14 protein-coding genes and 2 tRNA genes are annotated in these 20,162 nt (G+C 69.1%); 4 read left to right on the forward strand and 12 right to left on the reverse strand.

All coding sequences use genetic code 11. The features are described from left to right. Position 1: 1 nt before the first annotated feature. The 3 genes from AC0QSG_RS05970 to AC0QSG_RS05980 form a co-directional block, all read right to left on the reverse strand. Complete coding sequence (locus AC0QSG_RS05970; RefSeq protein ID WP_475376956.1) at positions 2-943, reverse strand: electron transfer flavoprotein subunit alpha/FixB family protein; 942 nt, start codon at positions 941-943, stop codon at positions 2-4. A gap of 16 nt (positions 944-959) precedes the next feature. Beyond that, on the reverse strand, positions 960-1,775 hold the full coding sequence (locus tag AC0QSG_RS05975) for an electron transfer flavoprotein subunit beta/FixA family protein (protein WP_475376957.1): 816 nt from the start codon (positions 1,773-1,775) through the stop codon (positions 960-962). 157 nt (positions 1,776-1,932) lie between these two features. Beyond that, positions 1,933-3,441 (reverse strand): S1C family serine protease, encoded by a 1,509-nt coding sequence (locus AC0QSG_RS05980; protein WP_475376958.1) that lies wholly within the window; start codon positions 3,439-3,441, stop codon positions 1,933-1,935. 252 nt (positions 3,442-3,693) lie between these two features. Between AC0QSG_RS05980 and AC0QSG_RS05985 the strand changes: the two genes are divergently transcribed. Together AC0QSG_RS05985 and AC0QSG_RS05990 are read left to right on the forward strand one after the other, a co-directional pair. Continuing rightward, the gene (locus AC0QSG_RS05985; RefSeq protein ID WP_475376959.1) at positions 3,694-5,778 is read left to right on the forward strand and encodes a TPM domain-containing protein; all 2,085 of its coding nucleotides are present in this window, start codon (positions 3,694-3,696) and stop codon (positions 5,776-5,778) included. A gap of 57 nt (positions 5,779-5,835) precedes the next feature. After that, positions 5,836-6,621 carry a PspA/IM30 family protein gene (locus AC0QSG_RS05990; protein WP_475376960.1) on the forward strand — a complete coding sequence of 262 codons (786 nt, stop codon included), beginning with the start codon at positions 5,836-5,838 and terminating at the stop codon, positions 6,619-6,621. A 63-nt stretch (positions 6,622-6,684) separates the two neighbouring features. Here AC0QSG_RS05990 and AC0QSG_RS05995 read toward each other — a convergent pair. The 6 genes from AC0QSG_RS05995 to AC0QSG_RS06020 all read right to left on the reverse strand — a co-directional run bounded on the left by AC0QSG_RS05995 (position 6,685) and on the right by AC0QSG_RS06020 (position 13,605). Beyond that, positions 6,685-6,758, reverse strand: a tRNA-Met gene (locus AC0QSG_RS05995). A 66-nt stretch (positions 6,759-6,824) separates the two neighbouring features. Continuing rightward, complete coding sequence (locus AC0QSG_RS06000; protein WP_475376961.1) at positions 6,825-7,961, reverse strand: acyl-CoA dehydrogenase family protein; 1,137 nt, start codon at positions 7,959-7,961, stop codon at positions 6,825-6,827. Positions 7,962-7,998: 37 nt separating this feature from the next. Beyond that, positions 7,999-8,883 carry a cytochrome b/b6 domain-containing protein gene (locus tag AC0QSG_RS06005; protein WP_475377280.1) on the reverse strand — a complete coding sequence of 295 codons (885 nt, stop codon included), beginning with the start codon at positions 8,881-8,883 and terminating at the stop codon, positions 7,999-8,001. Positions 8,884-9,119: 236 nt separating this feature from the next. Beyond that, a tRNA-Met gene (locus tag AC0QSG_RS06010) sits at positions 9,120-9,193 on the reverse strand. Between the two features lie 112 nt (positions 9,194-9,305). Continuing rightward, a complete protein-coding gene (locus AC0QSG_RS06015; protein WP_475376962.1) occupies positions 9,306-12,251 on the reverse strand; it encodes a UPF0182 family membrane protein in 2,946 nt (981 codons plus the stop codon). A 247-nt stretch (positions 12,252-12,498) separates the two neighbouring features. Then, positions 12,499-13,605 (reverse strand): YlbL family protein, encoded by a 1,107-nt coding sequence (locus AC0QSG_RS06020; protein WP_475376963.1) that lies wholly within the window; start codon positions 13,603-13,605, stop codon positions 12,499-12,501. Positions 13,606-13,763: 158 nt separating this feature from the next. Here AC0QSG_RS06020 and AC0QSG_RS06025 point away from each other — a divergent pair, with 158 nt between their 5' ends. Continuing rightward, positions 13,764-15,257 (forward strand): zinc-dependent metalloprotease, encoded by a 1,494-nt coding sequence (locus tag AC0QSG_RS06025; RefSeq protein WP_475376964.1) that lies wholly within the window; start codon positions 13,764-13,766, stop codon positions 15,255-15,257. Positions 15,258-15,263: 6 nt separating this feature from the next. On the opposite strand, the gene AC0QSG_RS06030 is transcribed toward AC0QSG_RS06025, so the two are convergent. After that, complete coding sequence (locus tag AC0QSG_RS06030; protein ID WP_475376965.1) at positions 15,264-15,878, reverse strand: M48 metallopeptidase family protein; 615 nt, start codon at positions 15,876-15,878, stop codon at positions 15,264-15,266. A gap of 138 nt (positions 15,879-16,016) precedes the next feature. Here AC0QSG_RS06030 and AC0QSG_RS06035 point away from each other — a divergent pair, with 138 nt between their 5' ends. Next, positions 16,017-17,009, forward strand: a complete 993-nt coding sequence (locus AC0QSG_RS06035; RefSeq protein WP_475376966.1) for a ThiF family adenylyltransferase — start codon at positions 16,017-16,019, stop codon at positions 17,007-17,009. Between the two features lie 5 nt (positions 17,010-17,014). Here the strand turns inward: AC0QSG_RS06035 and AC0QSG_RS06040 are convergent, their stop codons facing one another. Together AC0QSG_RS06040 and nudC are read right to left on the reverse strand one after the other, a co-directional pair. Further along, positions 17,015-19,135 (reverse strand): ATP-dependent DNA helicase UvrD2, encoded by a 2,121-nt coding sequence (locus tag AC0QSG_RS06040; RefSeq protein ID WP_475376967.1) that lies wholly within the window; start codon positions 19,133-19,135, stop codon positions 17,015-17,017. 5 nt (positions 19,136-19,140) lie between these two features. Beyond that, positions 19,141-20,127 carry an NAD(+) diphosphatase gene (nudC, locus tag AC0QSG_RS06045; protein WP_475376968.1) on the reverse strand — a complete coding sequence of 329 codons (987 nt, stop codon included), beginning with the start codon at positions 20,125-20,127 and terminating at the stop codon, positions 19,141-19,143. Positions 20,128-20,162: the final 35 nt, after the last annotated feature.

The raw sequence follows: 20,162 nt of genomic DNA on the forward strand, positions 1-20,162 counted from the left end.
CCTAGGCCTTGCGGCGAAGGATTTCGGCGGCGGCCTGCGGCAGCACGCTGGACAGGTCGCCCACGATGCCGAAGTCGGCGATCTCGAAGATCGGCGCGTCCGGGTCGTTGTTGATCGCCACGATGGTCTGCGAGGTCTGCATCCCGGCCTTGTGCTGGACCGCTCCGGAGATGCCCGCGCAGATGTAGAGCTGCGGGGAGACCGTCTGGCCGGTCTGGCCCACCTGGTACGAATGATCGATCCACCCGGCGTCCGTCGCGGCCCGAGAGGCGCCGACAGCGGCGCCGAGCGCGTCGGCCAGCTGCTCCACGGTTGAGAAGTCGCCGTCCAACCCGCGCCCGCCGGACACGACGATGCGCGCGTCCTGCAGTCCCGGGCGGCCGGTGGAGGCCTTGGCCTCGGTGGCGGTGACCACGGCGGCCGGTCCGGCGGCGCCGGCATCCAGCTCCACGCGCTCCGCCGGCGCCGCAACGGCCTCCGCCGGTTCCACGCTGTTGGGCTTGACCGTGAGCACGGGAACACCGCGGGTCACACGGGCCGTGACCGTGTAGGAGCCGGCGAGAACCGACTTGGTGGCGGTGAGGTCGGCCGCGACGTCGACGACGTCGGTGATCACGCCGGAGCCGAGCTTGATGCCCACGCGGGCGGCGATCTCCTTGCCCTCGCCGGTGTTCGGCAACAGCACGGCCCGCGCGGCGGAGGCCCGCGCGGCGGCCGCCACGAAGGACGCCTTGCCCGCGACCAGCTCGGTGTCGAGGTTCGTCGCGGCCGTGTACACGGTGGGCGTCCCGAGGGCGCCGAGCGCGGCAACGGCGTCGTCGTTCGCGGGTTCGGCGATGGCGGCGACGGGCGTGCCCAGCCGCGCGGCGATCGTCAGCAACTCGCGCTGCGCCTTGCCCGGGCGAGCCGAGGGCGTGTCGATGAATACCAGGATGTTGGCCATGTTGGTCCCCTCGCTCCTACAGCAGTTTCTGTGCGGCCAGGAAGTCGACCAGCTGAATGCCGGCGTCCCCCTCGTCCGTGATGACGGTCCCGCCCTGGCGTGGCGGCCGGGCATCTGCGGTGACGACCTCGGTCCAGGACCCCGCGCGGCCGACCTCTTCCGGGGAAACCCCGATGTCGGCGAGCGAAAGCACGGTCGTTTTCTTCTTCTTGGCGCCGATGATGCCCTTGAAGTTCGGGTAGCGCGGCTCCTCGGACTGGTCGGTGACCGACACGAGCGCGGGCAGGGACGTCTGAACCGTCTGTGTCGCCGTTCCGTTGTCGCGGCGGCCCACGAGGGTGCCGTCGGCGGCGAGCTCCAGCGAGGACACCAGCGTCAACTGCGGCAGCGAGAGGCGTTCCGCAAGCTGGGACGGCACCAGGGACGTTTCGCCCTCCGTGGAGGACATGCCGGCGACCACGAGGTCGAAGCCGCCGAGGTGCTCGACCGTGCGGGCCAGGGAGAGCGAGGTCGCGGCCGCGTCCGAGCCGGCGAGCGCCGGGTCGCACAGGTGCACGCCGTCGGTGGCGCCCATCTGCAACGACTTCTTCACCGCGCTCACGGCCGCCTCCGGGCCCATCGTCAGCGCCGTCACGGTGTTTCCGGCCTTCGGTCCGCCACGGGACTCCGTCAGCTGCAGTGCCGTCTCGATCGCGTATTCGTCCAGCTCCGACAGGATGCTCTCGGAGCGGTCCGTGGTGTTCCCCGGACCGCTCAGGTGCCTGTCGAACTGCGCGTCGGGAACATGCTTGACCAGCACCAGGACCTTCAATGGCCCGCTTGCCTCGCTCATTGCTGCCTTTCCTCTGCGGAAGTGTGGCCGGATACGGCCCTCCCCCATGCTAGCCGCAGGTTCGCGCCAGACGGCCATTTCGGTTAATGGTGGTTAACCGTGGCGCGGCGCGCGGCATCGTCGGGCCGCGCGCCTCGTTGCCGGCACCACGGGCGAATCAGCCCTCGGACGCCCCGACCGTGACCTCGACGCTGTTCTCCTGGCCATCGCGCGTGTAGTGCACGATCGCCTTCGTCCCGGCGGCGTACTCGCGGACCGCGGCGGTCAGCGAGAGGCTGTCGTCGATGGGCCGGTCGCCGACACCGGTGATGATGTCCCCCGGCTGCAGGCCGGCGGCCTCGGCGGGCGAATCCGGAACGACGTCGCGGACCGCGGCGCCGACGCTGAACGACGTCCTGGCGTCCCCGTCGCCGGCCGCCTGGGCCTGCACGGTCACACCAAGGAGCCCGTGGGACGCCTCGCCGTCGGAAATGAGGTCGTTGGCGACGCGCTTGGCGTAGTCGATGGGGATGGCGAAGCCGACGCCGATGCTGCCGCCCTCCCCGCCCGCGCCGCCGCTCCCGGCGGAGGCGATCGCGACGTTCACGCCGATGATCCTGCCCTCGACGTCGACCAGGGCACCACCTGAATTGCCGTGGTTGATGGCGGCGTCCGTCTGCAGGACGTTGACGTAGATGGAGCCCGAGTTGGAGTCCTGCTGTCCCGACTCGCCGGGGAACTGGAAGTTGAATTCACCGCCGCCGTCGTCCTCTTCGGCGTCCCCCTCGGCGGGGCTGTCGGGCACGGCCGACGACGCCACGCTGATGGTCCGGTTGAGCGTGGAGATGATGCCGTCGGTGACGGTGCCGCTGAGCCCCAGCGGCGCGCCGATGGCGATCGCGGTGTCGCCGACGTTGAGCTTTCCGGATTCCCCGAGGGTCGCCGGGGTGAGGTTGTCGGCGTCGATCTTGATGACGGCCAAGTCGGAAAGCGGGTCGGTGCCAACGATCTCGGCCTTGTGCACGGTGCCGTCGCTGGTGCGCACATTCACCGTGGGCGAGGCGGAGGCTCCTCCCAGCGTCACCACGTGGGTGTTGGTGAGGATGTGCCCCTCGCCGTCCAGGATGATGCCGGAACCGGATCCGCCCTGTCCGCCGTCGTTGACCTCGATGGTGACCACGCTGGGCGAGGCCTTCGCCGCGGCCGCCGTCACCGCGGTCACGTTCTCCGGGTTGTTGATGACGACGGCGCCGCCCGGCTGGGCGGTGGACGTCGACGCCGGCGTTTCGTCCCCGACGATGAGGTAGTTGGCGCCCACCGCCGAGCCGCCCCCGACCAGCGCGGCGGCGAGCATGCCGGCGATGAGCGTCGGGGCGCCGAAACGCTTGGGGGATTTCCGGCGCTGCGCGGGGGCCGACGCGAAGGCGGACCCTGTCGCCTGCGGCGCACCGTACGGCGGGTAGTGGCTTCCCGGGCCGAACGCCGGAGGCGGGCCGCCGGCATCACCGGGAGCGGCTCCCCCGCTTGCCGCCCTGTCGATGGGCGCGGTCGCGTTCCACGAGGAGTAGGGCGCCTGCGGCGGGGCCTGCGGGCGCGGCGGCACGTCGGATCCAGCCACGGACCCGTCCGCGTCGGCGTCGTGGCCGTCGGGCGCGTTGTCCCCCGGGTTGTACCTGTGCTCGCTCATCGCTGGTTCCTTTCTGGGTTCCCTTGGAACAACTATGGCAACCCGTGCTGTGTTCCCCGAAAGGTTTTCCTGAGCGAAGCCTGTGTTTTGGCCGAATGGACGCCCGGGCTTTCGCTGTCGGCGCATTCGGCCTCGGTGGACGCCCCCACACTGCAACCATAGAATCAACAGCGACTGCCCCCGCCGGTGACCCGCAAAAAAAGTCGGGCCACATTCGCGGCGAGGGCGGTCCACGATGCCGAAGGGTGATCCATGAGATCCATTCCCGGGCGGGCGTCGGCGGCAGCCGGCATCGCCATGTTTACCGTTCTGGCGTGGGCTGGCCCCGCCGCCGCAGAACCGCCCGTCGACATCCCGCCAGGGGAATTCGTCGTGGACAGCGCCGGCGCCCTCGGTTCCGAGGCCTCGCGGGTCGAAGACGCGGTACAGGAACTTCGGGAAAACACGGGCCGCACCCTCTTCGTGGTGTTCGTGGACACTTTCGAACAGCCGTCCGACGCCGGCGCTTGGGTCGAGGAGGTGGCGGGCACCAAGGGTATGGGCGCCAGCGACTCGATCCTGGCCATCGCCGTGGACGCGCGCCAAGGCCGCCTCGACTCCGGCGACACGGAGCAGGTCGCGCCCTTGGACAACGAGATCTGGACGCGGTATGTGGTCCCGGAACTGCCATCGGGTACGATCGGCTCCGCGGACTGGGCCAACGCCGCGGTCGGCGCCGCCGAGGGTATCGAGGCGGCGGTCAACGGCGAACTGGGCGCGGGCTCCGGTGGGGATCCCGGGGATTCGGGCGCGGGAACCGGCGACTCCGGCGGGGGTTCGGCGGCGCCGTGGATCGTCGGGGGCGTGGTCGTCGCCGGCGGGGCGACCGCGCTCGCCCTCTCGCGGCGCCGGAAGATGCCACCGGCCGGCCCGGCACAGGGACCGCTCTCCGGTCCCGATGGGCAGCCGGTTGATCCGTTGGCCGGCCTGGGCGTCGAGGAGCTTCGGCAGCGTGCCGGAAGCCTGCTCATCGCGGCCGACGACGCGATCAAGTCCAGCGAGCAGGAGGTGGGCTTCGCCCTGGCACAATACGGCGAAGGCGCCGTCAAGCCCTTCGCCGAGGACATCCAGGCGGCTAAGGCGCACCTGACCGAATCCTTCAAGCTCCAGCAGCAGCTGGATGACCACATCCCGGACACCGAAGAACAGCAACGCACGTGGCTCGGCGACATCATCCGCCGGTGCGAGGCCGTGAGCGACACCCTCGAAGAGCACCACGCCGAATTCGACGCCCTCCGCGAGCTCGAGCGCAACGCGCCGCAGGCGGTGGCCAGGCTCCGTCAGGACGCCCCGGCACAGCGCGAACGCCTCGTCTCCGCGCAGTCGGCACTGGAGACACTGACCGGTTCCTACGCCGATTCCGCGCTGACCCAGGTCCGCGACAACATCGTCCAGGCAACGGAACGCCTCGACTTCGTGGACAACGCCATCACCACTGCAGAGGCGAAGATCCAGGAACAGTCCACCAGCGAGGCGGCCGTGGCCGTCCGTGCCGGAGAAGAGAGCCTCCACCAGGCCCGCGTGCTGCTCGAGGCCATCGACAAGACGGGGGATGATCTCTCCCGTGCGCGCCGGGACCTGGAGTCGGCGGTCGCGACTACCGCCCGGGATCTCGCGCAGGCTCGGGCCATGGTTTCCGGCGGTCGGAGGCCCGAGTTGGCCGGGCCAGCCGCCGCGGTCGAGCAGGCGTTGGGCCGAGTCAAGTCGCAAGTGCAAGCTGGTCGCATCGACCCCGTCGCCCTGCTCGGTGCCGTCGAGGACGCGCACGCCCAGCTCGACGCGCCGCTCTCCGCCATCCGCGACCAGCAGCAGCAGGCGGCCCGGGCAGCGGAACAGCTCCAGGCCGCAGTTCGGACGGCGCAGGTGAAGATCGAGGGAACCGGAGACTTCATCCGCGCACGGCGCGGCGGCGTCGGATCCACGGCACGCACACGGCTGGCCGAGGCCGAGCGCAACCTGGACGAGGCACTGCGCATGGGCAACCACGATCCCGTGGCGGCCCTCCAATACGCGAACCAGGCCGCGCACCTCGCCGACCAGGCCGCGCGGGAGGCCGAGAACGACGTCAGCGGCTTCGGCGGCGGCGGAGGGTTCGGAGGCGGATTCGGCGGTGGCGGCGGCAACGGGCTCGGGGGCGCCATCCTCGGCGGGATCCTGATCGACTCCATCCTGCGGGGAGGCGGTGGCGGCGGCCACTCCGGCGGCGGCGTCTTCGGTGGCGGCGGCTTCGGCGGTTTCGGCGGCGGCGGTGGCGGTGGCTTCGGCGGTTTCGGCGACGGCGGAGGCGGCAACTTCTAGGCCCGGGACCGCGGCGTTTTTTCAAGGTTGTATCGATGACAAATGGAGGGTGACACCGTGGTAAAACAATCGATCTTTGGTCGGGTCGCGCAATTGGCCAAGGCCAACATCAACGCGATTCTCGATTCGGCGGAGGACCCGCAGAAGATGCTGGACCAGATGGTCCGCGACTACACGAACAACATCGCGGAGGCCGAAACCGCCGTCGCGCAGACGATCGGCAACCTGCGCATGCTCGAGCAGGACCACCGCGAGGACCAGGACAACGCCCGCGACTGGGGCACCAAGGCGCTGGCGGCGTCGCAAAAGGCGGATGAATACCGCTCGTCGGGCGACGCCGGGAACGCGGCGAAGTTCGACAACCTCGCCAAGGTAGCCCTTCAGCGGCAGATGCAGTCGGAGCGCGAGGCGACGGGTGTCGAGCCGACCATCGCATCGCAGGAGGAGATCGTCTCCAAGCTGAAGTCCGGCCTCGAGGCGATGAAGGGCAAGCGCCAGGAGCTCGTTTCCAAGCGGGACGAGCTCGTCGCGCGGGCGAAATCCGCCCAGGCCCAGAACCAGGTGAACGATGCCATCAAGAGCATCGACATCATGGACCCGACGTCGGAGGTGTCGCGTTTCGAGGAGAAGATCCGCCGCGAGGAGGCCCGCGTGATCGGCGCCAACGAGTTGGCCGCCTCGTCCCTGGACAGCCAGTTCGAATCACTCGAGGATCTGGGTGAGCAGACCGAGGTCGAGGCGCGCCTGGCCGCGCTCAAGGCGGGCCAGTCCCCCGCGGCGCTCGGGTCGGCAGCATCGGATGCCGCGTCGGCCACGGAGGAAACCACTTACCATGGCGCCTGATCCGGATTAACGAAAAAACGGTTCCGGCCGTGGATTTCTCCACGGTCGGAACCGTTTATTTTGTTGCGGGGACAGGATTTGAACCTGTGACCTCCGGGTTATGAGCCCGGCGAGCTACCGAACTGCTCCACCCCGCGGCGCATCATCAACTCTAGCGGAGGTTCGCCGCACCGCCAAATCGGTGCTGCCCGAGGGGGTCGCGGCTACCGTTCGGCGATCATCCGGCCGACGACGAGGCGCATGATCTCGTTGCTCCCCTCCAGGATCTGGTGGACGCGCAGGTCGCGGACAATCTTCTCCAGTCCGTACTCGGCCAGGTAGCCGTAGCCGCCGTGGAGTTGCAGTGCGGCGTTGGCCACGCCGAAGCCGGCGTCGGTCGCGACGCGTTTGGCCATGGCACACAGGCGCACGGCATCGGCGGACCCCTCGTCCAGCGCGTCGGCGGCGCGCCACAGGAACGTGCGCGCCACCTCCAGGTCCGTCTCCATGTCGGCCAGCGTGAACAGCAGCGACTGCTGGTCGATCAGCGGCCTCCCGAAGGCGTTGCGCTGGTGCAGATGGGTCACCGACTTGTCCAGCGCTGCCTGTCCCCCGCCCAGCGAGCAGGCCCCGATGTTGATCCGGCCCCCGTTGAGTCCCTTCATGGCGATGCCGAACCCCTCACCCTCCTCACCCAGGCGGCTTGCCTTCGGGACGCGCACCCCGTCGAGCACCACTTGTCGGGTGGGTTGCGCGTTCCACCCCATTTTCCGCTCGAGGGAACCGTAGGAGAGTCCCTCCGCTCCCGCGGGAACGATGAAGGCGCTGATCCCGTGGCTGCCCGTGTCGGCGGTCCGCGCCATGACCAGGTAAACGGCGGATGCCCCGGCGCCGGAGATGAACTGCTTGACTCCCGTGAGGACGTAGTCGTCCCCGTCCCGTTTCGCGCGGGTGGCCAGTGCCGCGGCGTCGGACCCGGCGCCGGGCTCCGTGAGGCAGTAGCTCGCGAGGTCCTCCATGGTGGCGAGGCTCGGGAGCCAGCGCGCGCGTTGCGCGTCGTCGCCGAACGCGTCGAGCATCCAGGCGACCATGTTGTGGATCGAGATGTAGGCGGAAATGCTGGGATCCGCCTTGGCGAGCTCTTCGAAGATGCGCACCGCGTCCCCGCGGCCGAGCCCGGAACCCCCGAACTGCTCCCGCGCGTAGATCCCGCCCAGGCCGAGGCCACCCGCCTCGCGCAGCACGTCGACGGGGAAGTGGTGGTCGCGGTCCCACGCGTCGGCGTGCGGGGCGATGCGCTCGGCCGCGAACTCCCGGACGACGCCGAGGATGGCCTCGCGTTCTTCGGCTGATTCACTCATCCGTGGCCCCTTCGCCTCGTCCGGTGGGAAATGCCGCCTAGCGGCTGACCTTGCCGGTCAGGGACGCGATCGGGGCGAGGAAAACCGGCTTGGCCAGGAACCACGCCCCGACCATCACCACGAGCGAGGCGGCGAAGATCCAGAATCCCGTCCACCCGCCGTCGTCGCGCGCGGCGTACATGTGGTTGAGGTTCCGCAGGGCTCCCGTGGCCAGCACCAGTGCCACGTGCACGACGATGAAGAACACGAAGTAGAGCATGACCGGGAAGTGCACGGCCCGGGCGGCTTCGATCGGGAACGCCTTGTTGACGGCCGCCTTCTTGGGCCAGGCCTCCGACATCCGCAGGCCGGTGACGATGGCCAGTGGGGCGGCGATGAAGACCGTGGCGAAGTACGTCAGCAGCTGGAGGCTGTTGTAGTTGACCCACCCGTTCTCCAACGGCCAATTGAGCGACGCGTACTGGAGCGCCGCGGAGGCCGCGTTCGGCACGATGTCCCACCCGGTGGGGACGATGCGGGCCCAGTGCCCGGTGGCGAACAGCAGGACGATGAAGACGATGCCGTTGAGCACCCACAGCGCATCGAGCGTGAGGTGGAACCACAGGTCAATGCTGATCTTCTTCGGGGGGTTCTTGGTCTTGATGAGCCCCTTGTTATTTCGGGTCCAGTTGGCCGGGGGCCGCGTCGTCGTCCGCACGAGCCAGCCCGTGCGGATGATCAGCACGAGGAAGAAGGCGTTCAGGAAGTGCTGCCACCCCAGCCAGGCGGGCAGGCCCGTCGGCGTGCCCTCGGGCAGCTCGGTGTGTCCCGGGTAGGCGGTCAGGAACCGCTGCACGCCCTCAAGCGTTACGAGCCAGCACGAGACGAGTACGACAACGGCCAGCAACACGACGGCGCCGGCGGCGATCAGGAGGAAGCGCACCCAAGCGGCCTGTTCGGGTCGGGCCGTTTTGTTGGCGGGGGACGTCACGTGGGTTCCTCTCGGGCAGCGGATTTCAACTGACAGACTACTAGGCCCGACCGGGTCCACGTGACGGCTGCCTCACCGCCGGGCACCCGTCGGGGTTAAGGGACGCAAGGGGAAACCCAAAGACACATCACGGACAAAAAGGCCCCGGCCGGTGTCTCCACCGGCCGGGGCCTAGTTCTTTCTCCTTGTTGCGGGGACAGGATTTGAACCTGTGACCTCCGGGTTATGAGCCCGGCGAGCTACCGAACTGCTCCACCCCGCGCCGCAAGACACAAGCTTCGCATCTTTGCCGCCCAACCACAAATCGGGCCATCCGGCGGCCGGACGAAGGTCCGGCCGCCGGGCTCCGGCGGGGTTGGTGCGCCCCGATTGAGCTAGCCGTTGTCTTCGGCCGGGGCGGGATCGGAGGGCTGTTCTGCGTCCTCGGCGCCGCCTTCCTCTGCGGGCGGGACGGCCGATTCGCCGGTGATCGTCGCCTCGGCGTCGATCGCCCTCTGGAGGGCCTCCTGGAGCTTGGTCTGCTCCGCACCGTACGCGCCGAAGTCGCCCTCGGCGAGTGCGGTCTGTCCGGCGGTGATGGCGGCGTTCGCGTCCGCCAGCGCGTCCTTCAGCCGCTGCTCGGCGGACGCCGTCTCCGCATCCGGATCCTCGGCGTCGGGGGCCGGGGTGCCTCCCTCGCCCTCGTTGGTCACTGCGCCGGACGATCCCTCGAAGAGCTGGTCGAGCGCCTCAGCGAGCGTGTCGGCGAAGCCGACCTTATCGCCGAAGGAGACCAGCACCTTGCGCAGTGTCGGGTAGGACGTCTGACCGGTCGATTGGACGTAGACGGGCTGCACGTGCAGGATGCCGCCACCGACGGGCAGCGAGAGCAGGTTGCCGTTGATGACCTCGGAAGCGCCCTGGCGAAGCAGGTTCAACTGGGTCGAAACCTCGGTGTTGGAGTCGAAGTTCTGCTGCGCCTGGCCGGGGCCGGGCACCACCGTGTTGCGGGGCAGCTCGAGCAGCCGCAGCGTGCCGTAGCCCTCCGACTTCACTCCCGCCTCGGTGCCCGCGTCCGCCTCGGCGGACAAGAAGCCGTAGAGCACGTTGCGCTGCTGGCTTCCGGCGCTGGTGGCCGGTATGAACGTCGACGTGAGCGAGAACGTCTCGTCGTCCTGGTTGGGCATGCGCAGCGACAGGTAGTACGGGGGCTGCTTCACCGCGGCGGTGGGCGCCGTGGGGTCGTTGGGGACTGACCACGCATCGTTGGACTCGTAGAAGTCGTCGGCGTCGGTGACGTGGTACTGGCCCAAGAGTTCCCGTTGCACCTTGAACAGGTCCTCCGGGTAGCGCACGTGCGCCATCAGGTCCGCGCTCATCTCGCTGAAAGGCTTCAGCGTCGTCGGGAACACCTTCTGCCAGGCCTGCAGCAGGGGCTCGTCCGGCTCCCACGCGTACAGGTCGACCGAGCCATCGTAGGCATCCACGGTCGCCTTCACGGAGTTGCGGATGTAGTTGACCTGACCGGTGAGCGCGTTGATGCGGTTCTCCCCCGTCAACGAGTCCCGGACGGCCGACTCCAGCTGCTGTGCCGTCGAGTAGGGGTAGCTGTCGTTGGTGGTGTAGGCGTCCACGATCCACTTCACGCGGCCGTCGACGATCGCCGGGTAGGCGTTCGAATCGACGGTCAGGTACGGAGCGACCTTCTCTACGCGCTCCTTGGGAGAGCGCTCGTAGAGGATCTGCGACTCGGAGTTGATGGCGTCGGAAAGCATGAGGTCGGTGGAGCCAAACTTCAGCGAGTAAACGAGTCGGTTGAAGAAGTTCCCCACGCTGGGACCGCCGTTGCCACTGAAGGTGGTCTTCGCGTCTCCCTCGCCGTCCTCACCGTCTTCGCCCTGGGGACGGTCGAGCTCGCGCGGTGCCCATCCCTCCGGGCCGCCGACCACGGAGTACTCGGGCGAGAACTCGCCGAAGTAGATCCGCGGCTGGTAGGTGGAGTCGTCGCCGAGAACGCCCTCGGTGGGGATGCCCTCCAGCATGAAGTCCGGGCGTCCGCCGGCGGCGACCTTGGACCCGTAGGCGGCGACCACGCCGTAGCCGTGGGTGTAGGTGATGTGTTGGTTGACCCAGCTGTCCGTCTGGTCGACGTTCACCTCGCGGACTGCGATGACCGTGTCCTCGACCTTCCCGTCGACCTCGTAGCGGTCGACGTTGAGAGTCGGAGCGAACTTGTAGTAGGTGCGGAACTGCTGCAGCTGGGCGAACGCGTCGGAGATCAGGTTCGGGTCCAGCAGGCGGATGTTCGCGGTGGTCGCGCTGTCCTTGGCCAGCGCGTTCTTCGCCGTGTCGGTGGTCGCGTCGTAGGGCATCGAGTCGATGTCCTCCAGGCCGTAGGCCGACCGGGTCATGTCGATGTTGTCCTGGATGTACTGCTGCTCCAGCGTCTTCTCGGACGGGACCACCTGGTACTGCTGGACGATCAACGGGTAAACCCCGCCGGCGACCACGGCGGTTACCACGAGCATGGCCGCGCCGACGACTGGAAGCTTCCAGCGTCCGGCGATGGCGCCCGCCACGAAGAGCAGCGCCACCAAAATGGCGGCGATCGCGAGAATGGTCTTGGTCGGGATCACGGCGTTGACGTCCGTGTACAGGGCGCCCGCGGCGCGGCCGTCCTGCGAAACCAGGGTCGCATAGCGGTCCAGCCAGTAGTTCGCCGCCTGCAGCAGCAGGAACAGGCCCGCCGCGATGCTGACGTGGACGCGTGCCGCGCGGGAGACGACGACGCCTCCGCGCTCCTCGACCCGGATGCCGCCATACAGGTAATGGGTCAGGATGCCGGCGATGCCGGCGATGAGGACCACGCTGACAAGGAAGCCGACGAGGAAGGAGAGGAACGGCAGCGTGTTCATGTAGAACGAAAGGTCCAGCCCGAACCTGGGGTCGACCTCGCCGTAGGGAACCTGGTTGAAGAACAGCAGCACCTTTTGCCACTGCGAGGTGGCCGCAGTGGCGGCGAACGCGCCGATGACGACGGGGACCCCGATCATCACCAGGCGGCGGATGGGTTCGATTTGCGACTGGTACCGGTGGAGGCTGTCGCGCATCTGGGCATCGGGCGCGTAGACCGGCCGGCTACGGTGGGCGAGCATCAGGCTGATCCAAGTCGCCGCGGCCATCACGACGAACGACACCGCGAAGATGGCCGCCTTGGACAGGTTCTCCTTCCAGAACACCTCGGAGAAACCCAACTGGTTGTACCAGAGGACGTCCGCGTAGATGTTCGCGAAGAACACGAACACGGCCACGACCGCGCCCACGATCACGATCGTGGGCATCAGGGCGGAGGGCTTGCGCGGTTGTCCCTGCGGTGGTCGTGCTCCACCATTGGGCTCGCCGGGGCCTTGGGGGCGCCCGCCGAACGGATTGTCAGCACCGAATGTCACTGTAAAACCTCATCATCGGGGTCTGGCTATGTGCCGCCCACGCGAATTCGGGACGGTTTATCTATCATTCTGCCTTGATGCGGTCGGCGCGGCGAACCGGGAGGCCCGCCCGCCGGGCATCGATGGACGATCGTGACGTTCAGGCGCCGCAGGATGCCAGCGACGCCGGATCGTCGCCGGCCGCGATGTCCTCGAGGGCCGATCTGGCCTCGTCGAGGGTCGCTACCTTAATAACGCTCAGTCCCTCGGGAATTCGCCCGTCGACCTCCGCGCAGTTCCCCGCGGGGGCAAGGAACACCTCGGCTCCGGCCTCCCTCGCGCCCACCAGCTTCTGGGCGATTCCCCCGATGGGGCCGACGTCGCCGTTCGGGGTGATGGTTCCGGTGCCGGCGACGTGTCGTCCGCCGGTGAGGTCGCCCTCGGTGAGCGTGTCCACCAGACCCAGCGAGAACATCATTCCGGCGCTGGGGCCGCCGACGTTGGCGAGCGTGAAGTCGACATCGAAGGGGAACGTGAATTCGGTTTGCAGGAACACCCCGAGCTGCCGCTGGCCGTCGTCCCCGGCCGTGGTGCTCGCCCGCACGGTCTCCGCACCGCCGTCGCGTTCGATGCCCAGCCGGACCGGGGCGTCGCCCGCGTCTTGCAGCGAGCCGCGAAGCATCGCGAGGTCGGTGATGGGCTCGCCGTTGACTGTCCTGAGCAGGTCGCCTTCGGCCAGCACCGCGGCATTGGTTTCCGTCGCCATTCCGGCCACCGCCAGCGTCTGTCCGTACTCGATGCCCAGACTGGTCAGTGCCGCCGCGACGGACGTCTGCTGCGAGTTGTCCATCAGGGACGCGTTCTGGTCACTGACCTCGTCGCCGGTCACGCCGCGCGGGTAGACGGACTCCTCGGGGTAGATGTCCTGTTCGGGGTCGGCCCATCCCTGGAGGACCTGGAAGAGCGGCAGACGCCGGTCGGCCCCGCCCCGGACGTAGACCGTCGTGAGATCGAGGTTTCCCGTGGGCTCGAACGTTTCCCGACCGGCCACCTTGATCACCGGCTTCCCGTCGACGACCCCGATGGTGTTGATGGCGGGCCCCGGCGACTCCACGACATACGGCGCGGGCAGGGCCAGCGCGGCCAACCCGATCACGACGGCGGCGCTGGTCGCCCCGATGAATGTGCGATGCATCCTGAGCCGACGTCTCGGCCCCGGATCCACGGCGTCGTTCCGCACGGGCGGGAACTGCTGCGTTTCCGTCACCTGGTGTTTCCCTTCCGCCGGTGCCCTCTGGCGTGTCCGGCTGGGCCGAAGCGGCCCCACCAAGGCTACAAGGTCTCCTGCGATGTTCCGGCTTTGCCGTCAGCGAACCGGGGCCCGTCGCATGGGAACGCCGTGGGCGCCGGGGGTAACGTTGAGCCATGGCTGACACACCCCCAGACAACCGTCCCGACGACTCCGATGAGCCGGAGGATTCCGGCAAGGATCCGTTCGCGGAGATGTTCGCCGGTCTTTTCGGCGGCGGTCCGGAGGGCTTCGACCCGAAGAACCTTCCCGCGGGATTCGGCGCCGCTATGGGCGCGCCCAACGATCCCGAGGCGCTCTCCGCCATGTTCCGCCAGGTGCAGTCGATGATGGGCGCCATGGCGTCGGGGGACGGCGGCCCGGTGAACTGGAAGCTGGCCCAGGACTCCGCCCGGCAGGCCGCCGCGGGGTCCGATCCCAGCGTCACCCCGTCGCGCGCCGGAGCCGTCGCCGATGCGGGACGCCTGGCGGACCTGTGGCTGGACCAGGCGACCGCCTTCACCAGCGGCGGGACGGGGTTCGCCGCCCTGACGCGCGCCGAATGGATCGACAAGACCATGCCAACCTGGAAGACCCTGACGGAACCCGTGGCCATCAGCGTCGCGCAGGCGCTCAGCACCGCGATGCGAGACCAGCTTCCGGAACAGCTCAAGCCCATGCTGGGCAACGCGCAGGGCATGTTCCAGAATCTGGGTGGCGCCATGTTCGGCATGCAGTTGGGTACGGCGGTGGGCGGTCTGGCCAAGGACGTCCTCGGTTCCAGCGACATCGGACTCCCGTTGGCTGGGTCAACACCGTCGCTCGTTCCCGCCAACATCACCGCCTTCGGCGATGGGCTCGACATCCCCGAGCAGGAGGTGCTCCTGTTCGCGGCGCTACGCGAGTCGGCGCACGCCCGGCTCTTCCTCCGCGCTCCCTGGCTTAAGGCCCACGTGCTGGGCGCCATCGAGGACTATGCCAAGGGCATCCACATCGATATGTCCCGTATCGAAGAGGCCGTGCGCGACATCGATCCGTCCAACCCCGAGTCCCTTCAGGGAGCCGTCACCGAGGGGCTGTTCACGCCGCAGCGGACCGGAGCCCAGGACGCCGCGCTGGGTCGGCTCGAAACGGCCCTCGCCCTGATCGAGGGCTGGGTGGACGAGGTTGTCGCCACGGCGGCCGCCAACCTCCCGTCGGCTGCCGCCCTGCGCGAGACCGTGCGTCGGCGCCGGGCGTCGGGGGGACCGGCCGAGCAGGCTTTCGCCTCCCTCGTGGGTCTCGAACTGCGTCCGCGCCGTCTGCGCGACGCGGCCCGCCTGTGGGCCCTGCTGCTTCAGGACCGGGGGCAGGAGGGTCGCGAGGACGTGTGGTCCCATCCGGACCTGATGCCAACGGCCGAGGACCTCGACGACCCGGAGGGTTTCGGCAAACGCCGGGCCCTTGCCGAGGCTTCCGACGGCGAAATGGACGAGGCGCTCAACCGTCTGCTGTCGGGCGGATACGACGTTCCGGACCCCGAAACGGGCGACACCGACGGCCCGGACAAGACCGAGGATGGCCGCGACGCGGAAGGTGGGGACGACACAACCGGTCTGGACGGCTCGGGCGACAAGCCCGGACAGTCATAGGGCGCCCTACTCCCCCGCCGCCGGTTCTCGCGCGTCCCATTCCGGCGCATCGGGGGACTCGTTGCCCCCGAGCCGATTAAGGGCGAAGGTGACGCCCTCAAGGTACGCCTTCGCCTCGGCCATCCGCGGATAGGTTGCCTCGAGTGCCTTGAACCGGGGGCCGTGCCCGCCCGGTTCGGCGAGGTGTGCGAGTTCGTGCACCAAGACGTAGTCGCTGACCCACTCCGGCATCTCCATCAGGCGGTTCGACAGCCGGATGCTCCCCTCCTCGGGAGTGGCCGATCCCCAGCGCGACTGCTGGTTCGACACCCATCGGACGGATTCCGGTTCCGCGCGGCCAGCGAGGTACCGCGCGCTCAACCGGGTGGCGCGGTCCATGAGCTCGGCGTCGCTTTTGGCACCGCGCTTGCGCCGACGCGTGCGGCCGTCGCGGAGACGTTCCACCATGTCGAGGACCCACTGCTCCTCCTGCGCGGCGCTGAGGCGGGCCGGGACCGACACCACGGCCGCTCCGTCACGCCACGCGGCGGAAACCGTGCGCGTCCGACGGGCCGATCGCACCACGCGCACGCGCAATCCGTCGGGTGCGGTGAACTCTCGTTCCCTGGGCGAGGCCGGCATGGTCACTCCGCTCTTTCGTACTCGAATGTTGTGGGCGACTCTCCCCCAAAAAGCTGTGGAAAGCGCCGGTCGGAGGGAAATCCCGTGTCAGGATGACACTCCCGAAACCGTCGATCCACGCCTTGCGAGGAGGCTCACATGAGAATCAATCCCGGACTTCGGGTCATCAGCCTAACGGACGGATCCGTCTGTATAGGTTCCGGAGCCGGGGGGCTGTGGATAGACGGTTTGGACGATGCCGATCGTGCTTTCATCGCCCGCTTTGCCAAAGATTCCGGGACGTCCGACAGGCTGCCGTCCGGGCTCGCGCCGGAACGCGAGCAAGAGTTGCTCGCGGTGCTCACTCCGGTGTTGGTGCCGGAGGATGACTTTCGGCTTCCTGGAACGCGGGCGTCGACGCTGGCGCCGGACATCGCCCAGTGGTCGGCGGCCTATGGAAGGCATGCAGGCTCGTCCGTGCAGCGCCGCGCCCGCGCCGTGGTTCGGCTTCACGGGCTGGACCGCTGCGGACAGACCGTGGCTTCGTTGCTGGCCGCCGCCGGTGTCGGCACCGTTGCGCTGTGCGACCCCGGAATCGTCGATCCCGGGGACCTGGGATCGGGCCCGTTCCGATTGGCCGACCTCGGCATGCCGCGCACGCGGGCGCTGTCGCGGAGTCTGGCGCGCGCTTGGCCGCACACCCGCTTTCCGGAATGGGCCCCCCGCTTCGGGGGCACGCCGCAAGAGGCGGACGCCACGGTGGCCGTCGCCCGTGATTGGTTGCGCGAGGATGTCGCCGGCCATCTGGCGCAGAGTCCGATTCCACATCTGCGCGTGCTGTTCACGGATGCAGGTGCCCGGGTGGGTCCGTTGGTCATTCCGGGTCTCACGCCCTGCCTAGATTGCGCGCCGTCCCACACGATGCCGGCGCCCGTGGCCCCCGCATGCGCCGTCTCACCGACGTCGCCCGAGATCTCGATCGCGGCGGCGGCGGCGGGCATGGCCGTGATGCAGCTCCTGATGCTTGTGGACGGCGTCAACGTTCCGGCGGCCGCGGGATCGGTGTTGTGTCTGGACCTCGGGACCGGCGCGGCGACGCACGAGCCGGTGGTTGCGCGCCCCGGGTGCCTCTGCCTAGCGCGCGCCGCCTAGCGGTCTCAGGCGGATTCGGCGCCCGCGTTGATGATGTCCAATACGTCCTGTCCGTAGCGTTCGAGCTTGCTGGCGCCCACGCCGACGACCTTGGCGAGCCCGGTCGCGTTTTCCGGCATCGCCTCCGCGATCGCCATCAGCGTGGCGTCGGTGAACACCACGAAGGCCGGCACCTCGGCCTCCTGGGACACCCTGAGGCGCCAAGCTCGGAGCCCATCGAAGACGGCCTCGTCGTATCCCGGCGGGCAGCCGCCGCAACGGCCGAGCTTGCGTTCGGCGGCGGATGACAGCATGGACCCACAGACACGGCACGTGGGCGGGCCGGCCGCCTTCCGGCGCCTGGCCGGGCGGGCCGCTTCCCGTCCAGCCCTGCCGGCGGCCGCGGGCCGCAGCCCGTCGAGGAAACGCGACGGACGCCTGCCCGCCCGCCCGCCCGGGGTCCGGGAGAGCGACCAGCTCAGGGACAAGTGGATGCGCGCACGGGTGATTCCGACGTAGAGCAGGCGCCGTTCCTCGTCGTAATCGGCCTGGTCGTCCGCGAAGGAGATCGGCATGAGCCCCTCGCTCAACCCGACCAGGAACACCGCGTCCCATTCCAGCCCCTTGGCGGAGTGCAACGAGGCGAGGGTGACTCCCTGGACCGTCGGCGCGTGCTGGGTGGCCGCACGCTCGTCGAGTTCGGTCACGAATTCGGTCAGCGTAAAAGGTGTCTCACGCCCCGCGCGTGCGGTGGCCAGTTCCCCGGCGAGCGCGACGAGCGCATTCAGGGATTCCCAGCGTTCGCGGACCGCCCCGCCGCCGGCCGGAGCCTCGCTGGAGTAGCCGAGCGAGGCCAGGACGTCTCTGCACAGCTGGGGGACGGCGTCGTCCGTTGGGGTGCGGGAGGCCGCCCGAAGCTGCAGGATGGCGTCGCGCACCTCGCGGCGTTGGAAGAACCGCTCACCGCCGCGCAGCTGGTAGCCGATGCCGGCCGAGGCGAGGGCCTGTTCGTACGCCTCCGACTGCCCGTTGGTGCGGAACAAGACCGCGATCTGCGCGGCCTGCACACCCGATTCGACGAGCGCGCGGATCCGCTGGGCGACGTGGGCCGCCTCCGCCTCGTCGTCGCTGCATTCGATGAATTCCGGATCGGGGCCGGTTTCCCTTTGCGCCATGAGCTCCAAGGGCTCGGGCCACGTCGCCGTCCCGGCGGGCACCCCCGGCTCCAGGCGCCGTCCGGCCAGCAACCGGTTGGCGAGGTGGACCACCTGAGGGGTGGACCGGTAGTCGCGGACGAGCTTGACCACGGGCGCCTCGGGATAGCGCAGGGTGAAATCCAGCAGGTGCGCCGGCGTGGCGCCGGTGAAGGAGTAGATGGTCTGGCTGGAGTCGCCGACGACGCACAGCTCCTCGCGCCCGCCGAGCCAAAGGTCCAGGAGACGCTGTTGCAGCGGAGAAACGTCCTGGTACTCGTCGACCACGAAGTGGCGGTACTGTTCGCGGACCGCGGCGCCCACCTTGGGGTCCTCGTCCAGAATCCCGACCGTCAGCAGTAGGACGTCCTCGAAGTCGATCATGTTCCGGTCGGTCTTCACGTCCTCGTAGGACTGGAAGAGCCGCGAGACCGTGGTGAGGTCCAGACCGGCGGGCGGCACGCGGGAGGCGGCCGCGGCGGTGTAGCCCTCCGGCGTGTGCATGGAGACCTTGGCCCACTCGATCTCCGCGGCGAGGTCGCGGATGGCGGCCCGATCCGTGCTGATCCGCAGGCGCCGGGCCGCCTCCGCGACCAGCTGCGCCTTGTGGTCGACGATCGCGGGCAGCTGGCCTCCGATGGCCTGGGGCCAGAAGTACTGGAGCTGGCGCAGGGCGGCCGCGTGGAACGTCCGGGCCTGGACACCGCCGGCCTCGAGGTCCCGCAGTCGGGTGCGCATTTCGCTGGCGGCGCGCGCGGTGAAGGTCACCGCCAAGACCTGGTTCGGCTTGTAGACACCGGAGTGGACTCCATAGGCGATCCGGTGCGTGATGGCGCGGGTCTTGCCGGTTCCGGCGCCGGCGAGCACGCAGAGAGGACCGCCGAGCGTGGTGGCGACCTCCCGCTGCTCGTCGTCGAGTCCGCCCAGGATCTTCTCTTCGAGGGTGGTGGGCATGGCTCCTAGTTCTCCAGACGGCGCGGTTCGGGAAGTGGCGCGCCGTACCACTGCTCGACGAGCGCGCTGGCGATGGACACTCCCGAGGGCACCGTAATCGCGCCCTCCTCCACCTCGCGGGCGAGCTCCTCCCGCGTGAACCAACGCAGCGCGACGATCTCCTCGCCGTCGGGGACCGTGGCGGTGGATGCCGACTTGGCGGTGAAGCCGCACATCAGCGACGCGGGGAACGGCCACGGCTGGGAACCGACATAGCGCGGCGAGTGCACCGACACACCCGCCTCCTCGGCGACCTCGCGTACCACGGCGGCCTCGAGCGTTTCGCCCGGCTCGACGAATCCGGCGAGGGTCGAAAACCGTTGCCCTCCCCACTGCGCGTTGGCGCCCAGCAACAGGCGGTCCAGTTCGTCGGTGATGGCCACGATGATGGCGGGATCAGTGCGCGGGAAGTGCAGGGAACCGTCCTGCGGGCACTTCCGCACCCAACCGCTTTGCACGACGCCTGTCGCCGCGCCGCAGCGCGGGCAGTGCCGGTGATTGGCATGCCAATTGGCGATCGCCAACGCCTCGACGAACAGCGCGCCCTCGTGCGCGGCCAGCCCCGCGGCGACGTCGCGCAGACCCTGCCATTCCGTTCCGCCTCCGGCCCGTTCCGGAATCTCGGGCAGGACGGCCAACACGACTTCCTCGCCGGACACACGGCCGAGGTAAACGACGAGTTCGGCTTCGGCGGCGGCCTCCGGACCACCCAGAAGCAGGGCACCTTCTCCGACGGGGGCCTTGCCGCCGACCAGCCGCAGGACGCGGGTGCGCGGATCCTCCAGCAGACCCGGTAGCCATTCCTCGTCAGCGCGCCGCTCGCAGCCGCGGTCCACGGTTCCGCGGGTCAAGGGCAGTTCGCCCAGCGGTGGAAATGCTCCGGCGTCCACGACGCCGGCGGCCCGTGCGGGTACCGTGGCGCTGTCGACGGAGTCGGCTTGGCGAAAAGTCATGTACCTACCGTACTGACACGGGCAGGCGGTCCGCA

This window comes from Arthrobacter sp. LT660 (assembly GCF_056172845.1).